Raw genomic sequence first — 11,858 nt, 5'->3', positions numbered from 1 at the left:
CGACGTTGCCTTGAGTCCTCTTCGCATCGACGCGTTGCGGTGTAGCGGCTTCGTTTGAGGTAGTAACGAGCCCATCCCGGCTGGCCTCGGTCGTCCGACGCTCCTATCCCACGCACTGCCATGAGCCTTGGCTCTCAAGGCCATTTTCTTTGGGTTACTTTTCTTTTGGGCCAGCAAAAGAAAAGTGACTCGAGCGCCGGCAGGGGATCGAAACGCCCGCCGCGTAGGCGGCACCCTGGCGGTAGCCGAGCTACCGAAGGCAATAGCCCGCTTTCACAAGAGCATTAAACGTGCAGACAGGCGCGAAAGGCTGTCGCGCACTGGGTGCGCTCCTACACAGGACGGGAAACACAAAGGAAGAGAAAACCGTCAGCCCTTCGGCAAGATCAACATCGCATCGCCATACGAGAAAAACCGGTACTTCTGCTCGACGGCATGCCGATACGAAGCCAGCATGAAATCCTTCCCCGCCAACGCGGACACCAGCATCAACAAGGTCGATTGCGGCAAATGGAAGTTGGTCAGCAACCCATCGACACTGCTGAACCTGTAACCAGGAAAAATGAAAATCTGCGTTTCGCCCGCGAATGGCTGCAGTTCGCCGTCGCGCACCGCACTCTCCAGCGCGCGCACCACCGTCGTGCCCACGGCGATCACCCGGCCGCCGGACGCACGCGTGCGGCGGATCTGTTCGACCAGGCTCGCGCCGACATTGAGCCACTCGCGATGCATCTGGTGATCCTTGATGTCATCGGCGCGCACGGGCTGAAACGTGCCGGCACCCACGTGCAAGGTCACGTATCCGAATTGCACGCCGCGCTCGCGTAGCGTCGCCAGCGTCGCCTCGTCGAAATGCAGGCCGGCCGTGGGCGCCGCGACGGCGCCCGGTTCGCGCGCGAACACCGTCTGGTAGCGCTCCATGTCGCTCTGATCGGCATGACGCGTGATGTATGGCGGCAGGGGCATCTCGCCCAGGCGCAACAGCAGGCGTTCCAGCGGATCGTTGGCTTCGAAGCGCAGGCGAAAGAACGGCCCTTCCCGTCCCAGCACCACCGCATGGCTGCCATCGGCGAGTTCGATGCGCCCACCCTCTTTCGGCTTCTTGCTCACGCCGAGCTGTACCGTGGCTTCGTGCGTGCCCGTCACGCGTTCGATCAGGATTTCCACCTGCCCGCCCGTGTCCTTGCGCCCATACAGCCGCGCCGGCAACACGCGCGTGTCGTTGAACACCAGCAGATCGCCCTTGCGCAGGAATTCCGGCAGATCGCGGAACATCCGGTCCTGGCGCGCCTGCGCCTCCACATCCAGCACGAGCAGCCGGCTGGCCGAGCGCTCGGCCAGCGGCGCCTGGGCAATCAGTTCGGGGGGGAGTTCAAAGTCGAAATCGGTCTTCTTCACGGCGGAAATACTGGCGTCGAATAAGCCATTATCGCGCAAAGCACCCGACCGCACGGGAGTGGCGAAAAACCGCCCCGCACGCCGGACCGGCCTCGAGTCCCCGGCAGGACATTCGACAAGGCGTGCGCCTTTCAATCTGCCCGGCACCGCAGCTCTCCTACGGCGCCCCCGCGGACCGCTCAGAGCCAGCCCTTCTGCCTCGCCAATCGATAAGCCTCGATGCGATTGGCAACCCCCAGCTTGCCGATGGCCTCGGACAGGTAGTTGCGCACCGTGCCATGCGAGAGGTTGAGCTGGCTGGCGATGTCGCTGGCCGATTGTCCCTCGCCGGCGAGACGCAACACCTGGCGCTCGCGATCGTTGAGCGGGTCGGCCTCGGACCAGGCTTCGAGCGCCAGCTGCGGATCGATGGCCCGGCCGCCGCGATGGACCAGCCGCAGGGCTTCGGCGAGATTCTCCGCCGGCGCGTCCTTCAACAGATAGCCGGAAACACCGGCATCGAGCGCGCGGCGAAGAAAGCCCGGTCGCGCGAACGTGGTGACGATGATGACCTTCATCGGCAGTTCGTGCCGCTGGATGCGCTGGGCGAGCTCCAGTCCCGTCAGGCCGGGCATCTCGATGTCGGTGACAAGCACGTCGGGCTTGAGCCGTTGCAGTTCGCGCCAGGCCGCTTCGCCATCGGCGGCGGAGCCCAGCACTTCGATATCCGATTCGAGATTGAGCAGCGCTGACAATGCGCCACGCACCATCGCCTGGTCTTCGGCCAACAACACGCGGATCATGCGGCGCTCCTCGGGGCGCCGAATGGCTCGGCGCCAATCACGCCCGCCTTGGGCAGGGGCACGCGCACGGTCAGCGTGGTGCCCTTGCGTGCAGGGGAATCGATCTGCAGGCTGCCGCCCAGGGCGTTAATGCGTTCGCGCATGCCGCTTACGCCGTTGCCATGCGCGGCGAGGCCTCCGCATCCGTTGTCGCTGATGCACATCTGAAATGACTCCGCTCCCGGTTGAAACCGCACGTTGGCCTTCGTGGCCCGCGCATGACGATGGATGTTGGTGATCGCTTCGCGCAACACGAGCGCCAACGGCGCCTCGATGACAGGGGGCAACGTCGCGGCCGCGGGCAGCTCGCCATCGAACATCAGGCCGGACGCTTCCAGCATGAGCCGTGCCGACAGCATTTCCGCCGCCAGGTCGCTGCGTCGCATGCCGGTCACCGCCGCGCGCACCTCGGCCAGAGCGTGACGCGCCACGCGTTCCACCTCATCCATCTCGCGTTGGGCTCGCGGCGGGTCGATGAGCGCGAGCTTTCGCGCCAGTTCCGACTTCAGCGTCACCAGCGACAGCGTGTGGCCGAGCAGGTCGTGCAGGTCGCGCCCGATGCGCTCCCGCTCGGCCAGCGTGGCAAGGCGGCGCACCTCGTCCTGCGACAGGCGCAGCTGGGCGTCCTTGCGGAGATTGCTCATGCGCAGGTAGTGGCCCGCGCCCGAAAGCACCGAGGCAAACAGCACCAGCACCATGGTCCAGGGCGAGACCTGCATCCATGCCGATACCAGGCCCACGGGGAGTGACAACAACGCCACGGCGACCAGCCACTGGCGAATCGTCGGCAGGTACGCCAGGCACATGCTGGCGGACACCACGTAACCGAGCGCGACGCCGTTGTACGGCCACACCGCCAGCCCGAGCGCCGCCATGCCGAACGCGTACCACAGCAGATGGCGGTAGGGGCCGTGGTAGACCCGCGTGTGCAGGTACAGGTAGATGGGCATCGACAGCAGCGTGACCGGGAGCCATCGCGACCACTCGGCGTGCTTGTCCGCCAGCGGGCCCAACAGCAGCGCCACCATCCACAGCTTGCCCGCCGCGGCCTCCCAGCTGAGGAAGCCGGGCGCGCGCAACTGGGCCATCAAGGAATCCGGGCTCGTGGCCGTCAAGAGCTTCATGTGGCGTGCCGTTCCTTTTCCACCCACGCCGTAGCGGCGCTCCTCGACTCGCCCGGCAGGTCGAACATCCTGCCCCGCTGGCGAAGCGGCACGCTGATGTGCAACCGGGTGCCCTGCCCCAGCGGCGAATCGACCTGAAGCTGGCCGCCCAGCGCGCGCACGCGTTCCTGCATGCCGCACAGGCCGTTGCCATGCGCCCCGATGCCACCGCGGCCGTTGTCGGTCACGCGCAATTGCAGCGTATCGCCGACGACTTCGATCGCCACCGAAGCGCGGTCGGCCCGCGCGTGCCGCGCGATATTGGTCACCGCCTCGCGCAACACCAGCGCCAGGCTACGCTCGAGGTCCGCGGGCAGCGACGCCGGCAGGCCGCCGTAGTCGAGCGTCACGTCCGACGATTCCAGCAGCAGCCTGGCGGAAGCCAGCTCCGCGGCGAGATCGGTGGCGCGGATGCCGGTGACGGCGGCGCGTACCTCGGCCAACGCGTGGCGCGCGACGCGTTCGGCTTCTTCCATCTCGCGGCGGGCCGCTTCGCTGTCGCGATCGAACAGCTTGCGCGACAGCTCGAGCTTCAGCGTAATCAGCGAAAGCGTATGCCCGAGCAGATCGTGCAAGTCGCGACCGATGCGCTCGCGCTCGGCGGTGGCCGCCAGGCGACGCACTTCTTCGTGCGAGAGGCGAAGCTCGATCTCCTTCTCTTCGCTCATGCGCTCGGCGTTCACAGCCAGGCCGATGATGAAGCTGCACAGCGGCATCCACACGATGGCCTGCCACGGGTAGTGCAGCAGCCACGCCTCCACCAGGATCACCGCGTTGAGTGCGGCGATGATGGCCATGTAGGCACGCAGGCTCATGCGACGGCTGCAGAGCATCACGCAGCCATACATGAAGTAGGTGAGCCCGCTGGGATACCAGGGCATGAGCACGAAGGCCATGCCGACCAGCACCAGGCTGTAGCGATACACGGTGCGGCGAGGCGCGAAACAGCAGCGCGCGTACAGGAACAGGAAGAGCGGATAGCTGATGAGCGTGAGCACCAGCCAGCGCAGCGAGAACCGGTCGAACACCGGCGTGAGGAAGACCCACACCGACCACAGCAGATGCACCGCGTCGACCCAGGGGGATTTTCCCTTGCGGATGCTGTGCGCCACCATCGAATCGGGCGCGGGGGTGAACCAGGCTTGTAGATAGTTGCGCACCGTATTCACCTCCCCAGGCTCGCGCTCGCCAGGCATCGTACTTCAACCCACGCGACGCAGGCGTCGCGCCGCGAGCACACCGAACAGCACGCCGATGCCCGCCAGCACCAGCAAGTGCGTACCGATCGGATCCTGGCCCAGGCCTATTGCCCTCAAGGCAACCGCGTGCAGGTGGCTGCTGGGCCAGATCGGCGCCAGCTTCTGCAGTGCGGATGGCAGCATCGACAGCGGCACCCACAGGCCGGACAGGAAGGACATCGGCAGGTAGACCAGGTTGAGCACGCCCGGCGCGCCCTGCCCCTTTACCAGCGTGCCGACGAACATGCCCAACGCGCAGAACGGCAGCACGCCCAGCATGCCGGTGACGAGCAGCAGGAAGGCCTGCCCGCCGCTGACAGGCACGTGGCCGAGGCCCACGGCCATGGCAAGCAACAGCATGATCACCACGGCCGCGGCCAGCATCGCCATCAGCATCTTGCCGAGCAGGTACGCGCCCGGCGGCATGGGCAACGCGCGCTTGAGCGTCAGCAGGCCATTGTCGCGCTCGGCTGCCAGCGACACGCCGAAACCGAACAAGCCCGGACTCATGACGCCGAACACGCCATAGCTTGCCAGCAGGTAGCGCAACGCATCCGGTCCGTTGGCACGGTTCATCACGATGCCGAACAGCAGGTAGAACATGGTGGGAAACAGCATGACCGGCAGCATGAAGCCCGGTGCCCGCAGATAGCGGATGCACTCGCTGCGCATCTCGGTCCAGTACGCGCCGATCACTCGGCTCGCCGGCATGCGTCGGGAGGCCTCAGGCATGGCGGTCTGTTGGACGGCTTCCATCATGCGGCCTCCGTTTGGCTGGATTCTTCGCGGGTGATTTCCGTGAACGCTTCGGCGAGCCCCGCACGCAGCACTTCCAGTTCGCTCAGGGCGGGATCGGCATCGAGCAGGCGGCGCACGACGGCCTCGGCGGCCTCCGTGCAAACTTCCAGGCGGCCCTCTTCGCGGATCGCCGACGTTACCCGTGGCCATGCCGCGATCGCGGCGGCATCGAGATCGCTGACGCAGCGGATGCGCGACTGCGCCACGCGCGAGCGCAGGGCATGCACGCTGCCGTCGCTCAGCACGCGGCCCTTGGCGAGCACCACCACGCGCTGCGCCAATGCCTCGGCTTCTTCGAGGTAATGCGTGGTGAGCACGACGGCGCAGCCTTCGGCAACGATCTGTCGAATAGCCGCCCACAGCTTGCGGCGCGCGTCGATGTCCATGCCCACGGTGGGTTCATCGAGGAACAGCAGCTCGGGGCGTCCACACAGCGCCATCGCAAATTGCACGCGCCGTTGCTGGCCACCGGACAGCCCTGCGTAACGGCGCGCGAGCAGGTCGCCGATGCCAGCCATTTCCGCGGTTTCCGGCAACGTGCGCGGCGCGGGGTAGTAACTCATGGTGAGGCGCAGCAACTCGGCCACGCTGAGCGTGCCGGGCAGCACGGCCGACTGCAGCATCACGCCGATGCGCCGGCGTGCGTCGATGTCCTGCGGGTCTTTGCCGAACAGGCTGACGCGCCCGGCATCGGCACGCACCAAACCCAGCAGCAGGTTGATCGCCGTGCTCTTGCCGGCACCGTTGGGTCCCAGCAAGGCAAGCAATTCGCCGCGGTGCAGCATGAGATCCAGGCCATCCAGCGCCGTTAAAGCACCGTAACGTTTGACCGCGCCAGCCAGGCTGGCGATCGTTGCGACAGGTTGTTCCATGGCTGCTCCTCCTTGGCCACGATGCTAGGCGTGGCAAGGGTTTGCAGGGAGTCGCCAGCGTCAGCCGGCGCACGTGACAGACGTCACCCGGGGTACCGGCGGCGAAACCGCCGCGCTATGCTCGGACAGTCGTTGCACTGCACATCCGCGGCGGATCGCAGTGCGACATGGCCCCCACAGGCCGGGAAACGCGGACCAACCGCTCGTTTCCACCCTGCATTCGTTGAAACGTCGGCACGCCCGCCACTGGGAGGCAGGCAAGTCGACCTTGAAGGAGGAACCCATGGGCGTGATCAATCAGTTGCGCGAACTGCGCGAATTCGGCGGTGCACCGCTGACCACCGGACTCGACGACGCCACCATCGAGCGCTTTGCGGCCAGCCATCCGGAGCTGGCGCAGGCGATCGGCGAGGCCGTCGCGCGCCATCGCGAGCTGCGCGGCGAACTGGGCGACTTCCTCAAGCTCGACGAAAGCGAGCAGTTGGCAAAGGCGCAGACGGAGTTCGTCAATTTCTATCCCGACGACGCCATCAACCCGTACCTGCCGGCGGCCGCGCGTGGCCCGTGGGTGGTGAGCTTCAAGGGCGCGGTGATCCACGACAACGGCGGCTACGGCATGCTGGGTTTTGGCCACAACCATGCGGCCATCGACGCCGCGCTGGCCCGCCCGCAAGTAATGGCCAACGTGATGACGCCGAGCATTTCGCAGATGCGCTTCACGCAGGCGATGGACCGCGAGCTGGGCATTCGCCGCGGCAGCAATCCCTATGCGCGATATCTCTGCCTCAACTCCGGCTCTGAAGCCGTCGGCCTTGCGTGCCGCATCGCCGACGTCAACGCCAAGCTGATGACCGATGCCGGCGCGCGCCATGCCGGCCGCGTCATCAAGCGCGTCGCGGTGAAGGGCGCGTTCCATGGCCGCACCGATCGCCCGGCGCTGTATTCCGATTCCACGCGCAAGACCTATCTGCAGCACCTCGCCAGCTATCGCCATGAGGACACGCTGCTCACCGTGCAGCCCTACGACGTCGCGCAGCTGGAAGCGGTGTTTGCCGATGCGGAAAAGCACGGCTGGTTCATCGAAGCGATGTTCCTCGAACCCGTGATGGGCGAAGGCGACCCGGGCCGCGCGGTTACGCCCGAGTTCTACCAGAAGGCGCGCGCGCTCACCGAAGCGCACGGCACGTTGCTGATGGTGGATTCGATCCAGGCGGGCCTGCGCGCGCATGGCGTGCTGTCGGTAACCGACTATCCCGGCTTCGAGAAGCTGGCGCCGCCGGACATGGAGACCTTCTCCAAGGCGCTCAACGCGGGCCAGTATCCGCTGTCGGTGCTCGCCGTGAGCGGGCGCACCGCCGAGCTCTATCGCAAGGGCATCTACGGCAACACCATGACGGCCAATCCGCGTGCGCTGGACGTGGCCCTCGCCACGCTCAACGAGCTCACCGACGAGGTGCGTGACAACATCCGCGAGCGTGGCAAGGAGTTCGTCGACAAGCTCAATGCGCTGAAGAACGAACTCGGCGGCCTGATCACCAAGGTGCAGGGCACGGGCCTGCTGTTCTCGTGCGAGCTCGCACCGGAGTTCAAGTGCTACGGCGCGAACTCCATCGAGGAGTATATGCGCGAGCGTGGCGTGGGCGTGATCCACGGCGGCACCAACTCGCTGCGCTTCACCCCGCACTTCCTGGTGGGCAGCGACGAGGTGGATCTGGTGGTATCGCACGTGCGCCAGGCGCTGTTGAACGGCCCGCGCAAGCTCAAGGCCGAAGCGGCCTGATCGGGAGGTCGTCGTTGCCGTCCACGGCAGCGACGTCCACGTCCGCAGGATCGACGGGAGGGGCGCATGATCTGCGCCCTTTCTCTTGTCTGCTGCCCGTGATGCGGCGAAACCTGGTTGCGTCCGCAGCAAAAACGTAAGCTGCTTCGCAAATTCGAGCGGCCACGCAAAATCCTTCGCAAAACTGTCGCAATGGCTGATTAGCCTCGCCCTGATGGGTCCATCGCGGACCCGGATAGGGAGTGGTCCATGAAACCAAGGTATGTTCGGCGCGCGCCCTGGGCCGCGCTGCTAGTCATTCTGTCGATCGGTGCGGCGCAGGCCGCCGACCTCAGCATCAGCCAGTTTCGAGTCCGCGGCCCCGCCGGCGGCAACGATGAATTCGTCGAGCTGTTCAACGGCGGCAGCAAGGCGCTCGACCTGTCCGGCTACAAGCTCAACGCCTCCAATGCGAGCGGCACCACCGGCACGCGCCTGACCCTGCCCGCCGGCACGTCCGTTCCTGCCGGCTGTTACCTGCTGCTGACCAACGGCGCCAGCGGCGGGTATTCCGGCAGCGTCGCGGGCGACGCCAAGTACAGCACCGGCGTCACCGATGACGGCGGCCTTGCGTTGCTCGATGGCTCCGGCCAGATGCTGGACCAGGTCGGCCTCTCTGCCGGCTCGGCCTACAAGGCGGGCACGCCGCTCGCCTCGCTGGGCAGCACCAACGCCGACAAGGGTTATCGCCGCAAGACGGATACGGCCGGGCTGCCGATCAACACCGGCGACAACCAGTCCGACTTCGACGTTGTCGCGCCCACCGCTCCGCACAACAGCGCCAGCACCTGTGTCGTACTCGGCCAGGCGCTATCCATCGCCGACGCCAGCGCCACCGTTCGTGGCGCCGCCAACGTCAACATGCACTTCACGGTGACGCTTGCCCAGCCAGCACCGAGCGGCGGCGTGACCGTGCGTGCCACCACGCAGGATGGCACCGCCACCGTCGCCAATGGTGACTACGACGCGCTCGACACCACGCTGGGCATCGCCGAGGGCCAGACCCAGGTCGGCTTCAACGTGGTCGTGCACGGCCGGACCACGGCCAGCGAAGACAAGGCGTTCGAGGTCAAGCTGAGCCAGCCCAGCGGCCATGTTCCGCTCGCGCGCGACACGGCGATGGGCGCCATCCTGTACGACATCCCGGTGGCCGCCGAGATCTGGCAGATCCAGGGCCGCGACAAGGTCTCGCCGCTGGTCGGCAAGTCGGTGACGACTACCGGCAATATCGTCACCGCGGTGGGCCCGGGCGGCTTCACCATGCAGACGCCGGATGCCCGCGCCGATGCCGACCCGCTGACGTCCAACGGCATCTACGTGTTCACCTCGGCCGCGCCGGCCGTTGCGGTGGGCGATGTGGTGAACGTGGACGCCACCGTCGACAACTACTACCAGCTCACCGAGCTGAAGAACGCGACCATCGCGGTGACCTCGCATGGCGCACGCCTGCCGGCCGCCGTGAAGTTCGGCGATAACATGCCCTCTTCCGATCCGAACAAGCTGTCGTGCGGCGCGACCAACTTCCAGTGCTTCGTCGGCATGCGCGTGGTCATCGAGAACGGCATGATCAACACCGGCAACAAGCGCTTCAGCGGCGAACCTTATGCCGAAGTGAGCATCACGGCGAACGGCAAGCGCTCGCTGCGCCTGCCGGGCGTGCGCTTCGGCGTCACGGTGCCCGACGGCGTGCAACTGCCCAACTGGAGCGGCAATCCGGAAGTGTTCAAGATGAACACCGCGGACTTTGGCGCCGTGCCGCTCAACACGCCGTACGTCGCGGGCACCACGTTCCGTGCCGAAGGCATCATCTCCTACGACTTCGGCGCCTACACGTTCATCCCCACCACGATCACGCTCAAGCACGTGGCGGAGATGCCGCGCGCTGTTCCTCCCACCGCGCCCTATGCGCTGCGCATCGGTGCGCTCAACACCGAGCGCTTCTGCGACAGCGACTTCAACACCACCTTTACCTGCAGCGGCGGCAGCAAGGAGCCAACGCCGGACGAAGTGGCGCTGAAGACGCAGCGCCTGTCGGCCTATATCGGCAGCGTGCTGCAACTGCCGGACGTGCTGTCGGTCGAGGAGGTGAAGAGCCTGGCCCTGCTGCAGGGGCTGGCGACGCAGCTGCACGACGACTATCGCGCCAGCTACCAGCCCTATCTGCTGCCGGGCCATGACCCCAGCGGCATCAACGTGGGCTTCCTGGTGCGCAGCGACCGCGTGCACGTGGTGTCCGTGCAGCAGTTGGCCGCCGGCGAAACCTGGAACGACAACGGCCAGACCGCGTTCGTCCACGACCATCCGCCGCTGCTGCTCACCGCCGAGGCGCGCGGTGTCCGCTTCCAGGTGATCTCGGTTCATCCGAAGGCGCGCACCAATGTCGACAAGGACGACGACAGCGCCACGCGCGATCGGCAGAAGCGCTTCCTGCAGTCGACCTCGCTGGCCCGCCAGGTGCAGAACCTGCAGCTCGCGGCGCCATGGCAGCCGCTGCTCGTGGTGGGCGACTTCAACGCCTACCAGTTCAGCGACGGCTGGGTCGATGTAGTGGGCCTGATCTCAGGCAAATACAAGGACAGCGAGAACCTGCTGAAGCTGGGCAAGAACATCGTGTACCCGGCCCTGTGGAACGCCGTGGAATCGGTGCCGCAGAACGATCGCTACTCGTTCCTCTTCACCGAGAAGTTCGGCCCGATCCAGGGCTACACGCAGGCCGGCTCCGGCAACTCGGGCCGCGAGGTGCCGACCGTACAGGTGCTCGATCATGCCCTGTTGAATCAGGTCGCGCGCTTGCGCTTCCTGAAGATGTGGTACGGCCGCGCCGACATCGACGCGCCGGTGCAGACCGAGGCCGATGCGGCCACGGCCACTGACTATCGCAAGGCGATCGGCGTGTCCGATCATGATGGCTTCGTGGTGGACCTGTTCGTGCCGGGGCGCCCGGGCGACATGGGTCATGCGCCGCATCACGGGGAAAACGGTTCGCACGGCAACGATGACGAGCAGGGCGAGGGACACGGCCACTGATCGTTCGCTTCACGCCTGAAGCATGGCCACGCCCGGCAACGGGCGTGGCCTTTTCATGGGGCCTCCATCGAGCCACACCGGCCGTGCCGAGACCGCGACATGCTGAACGGCGTGCACAACGGGCCGGTAGCACCCTCCCCTACAGCCTGTCGGCGGGCATAGACTTGCGCCGCCGGCGCTCGCCGGTCATCCAGGAGGGTACCCGCATGTCTTCGCGTTTGAGCCTGATGGTTGCCAGCGTCGCGCTGGCTTTTGCTGCCTCCACTGCTTTCGCCGCGCCGCAGGCCACCGACGCCGGGGCCAAGAAGGCGCCCACTGCGCAGCAGCAGCGCATGACCGACTGCAACAAGCAGGCGACGGGCAAGACCGGCGATGAGCGCAAGGCGTTCATGAGCAGCTGCCTGAAGGGTGAAGCCCCCGCGCCGGCCAAGATGACCCAGCAGGAAAAGATGAAAGCCTGCAATGCCGACCCGCAGGCCAAGAGCCTCAAGGGTGATGCGCGCAAGCAGTTCATGAGCACCTGCCTGAGCAGCAACCCGCCCAACGCCGGCCACTGAGCCCGGCACGACATGCAGGGTGCCGGCGCTGGCCGGCACCTTTTTTATTCGCGCTTAAGCGTGCGCTGATATGCTTGGCGCCTCGCTCTCCCAAGGATTGACCGCCGACATGCGCCTCTGACCCGCTCGATTGCCGACTGACTGCTGCCCTCAAGGGCGCGTCGC

At 66.3% G+C, this 11,858-nt stretch carries 9 protein-coding genes; 3 read left to right on the top strand and 6 right to left on the bottom strand.

The annotated features are described in order from the left end of the window. Nucleotides 1–369: 369 nt before the first annotated feature. The 6 genes from queA to JMF82_RS16375 all read right to left on the bottom strand — a co-directional run bounded on the left by queA (nt 370) and on the right by JMF82_RS16375 (nt 6,290). Nucleotides 370–1,398: a tRNA preQ1(34) S-adenosylmethionine ribosyltransferase-isomerase QueA gene (queA, locus tag JMF82_RS16400; protein WP_201315625.1), complete on the bottom strand. Its 1,029-nt coding sequence runs from the start codon at nt 1,396–1,398 to the stop codon at nt 370–372. Between the two features lie 179 nt (nt 1,399–1,577). Beyond that, nucleotides 1,578–2,180 (bottom strand): response regulator transcription factor, encoded by a 603-nt coding sequence (locus JMF82_RS16395; protein ID WP_201315624.1) that lies wholly within the window; start codon nt 2,178–2,180, stop codon nt 1,578–1,580. Further along, complete coding sequence (locus JMF82_RS16390; RefSeq protein ID WP_201315623.1) at nt 2,177–3,343, bottom strand: sensor histidine kinase; 1,167 nt, start codon at nt 3,341–3,343, stop codon at nt 2,177–2,179. The genes JMF82_RS16395 and JMF82_RS16390 overlap by 4 nt, the downstream gene beginning before the upstream one ends. Continuing rightward, complete coding sequence (locus JMF82_RS16385; protein ID WP_236585520.1) at nt 3,340–4,497, bottom strand: sensor histidine kinase; 1,158 nt, start codon at nt 4,495–4,497, stop codon at nt 3,340–3,342. Before JMF82_RS16385 ends, JMF82_RS16390 begins: the two co-directional genes overlap by 4 nt. A gap of 87 nt (nt 4,498–4,584) precedes the next feature. Then, complete coding sequence (locus JMF82_RS16380; protein ID WP_236585519.1) at nt 4,585–5,376, bottom strand: ABC transporter permease; 792 nt, start codon at nt 5,374–5,376, stop codon at nt 4,585–4,587. Beyond that, nucleotides 5,376–6,290, bottom strand: a complete 915-nt coding sequence (locus JMF82_RS16375) for an ABC transporter ATP-binding protein (protein ID WP_201315621.1) — start codon at nt 6,288–6,290, stop codon at nt 5,376–5,378. Before JMF82_RS16375 ends, JMF82_RS16380 begins: the two co-directional genes overlap by 1 nt. 283 nt (nt 6,291–6,573) lie before the next feature. Here JMF82_RS16375 and JMF82_RS16370 point away from each other — a divergent pair, with 283 nt between their 5' ends. The 3 genes from JMF82_RS16370 to JMF82_RS16360 all read left to right on the top strand — a co-directional run bounded on the left by JMF82_RS16370 (nt 6,574) and on the right by JMF82_RS16360 (nt 11,693). Then, entirely contained in the window at nt 6,574–8,070 is a 1,497-nt protein-coding gene (locus tag JMF82_RS16370) for an aminotransferase class III-fold pyridoxal phosphate-dependent enzyme (RefSeq protein WP_201315620.1), read from the top strand. A 249-nt stretch (nt 8,071–8,319) separates the two neighbouring features. After that, nucleotides 8,320–11,136: a lamin tail domain-containing protein gene (locus JMF82_RS16365; protein WP_201315619.1), complete on the top strand. Its 2,817-nt coding sequence runs from the start codon at nt 8,320–8,322 to the stop codon at nt 11,134–11,136. Nucleotides 11,137–11,342: 206 nt separating this feature from the next. Then, on the top strand, nt 11,343–11,693 hold the full coding sequence (locus JMF82_RS16360) for a PsiF family protein (RefSeq protein WP_201315618.1): 351 nt from the start codon (nt 11,343–11,345) through the stop codon (nt 11,691–11,693). Nucleotides 11,694–11,858 lie beyond the last annotated feature (165 nt).

The organism is Dyella sp. EPa41, assembly GCF_016586165.1.
Classification (GTDB): Bacteria; Pseudomonadota; Gammaproteobacteria; order Xanthomonadales; family Rhodanobacteraceae; genus Dyella.
The sequence above is the reverse complement of the archived record's forward strand: the minus strand, read 5'-3'. Positions and strand labels throughout refer to the sequence as shown.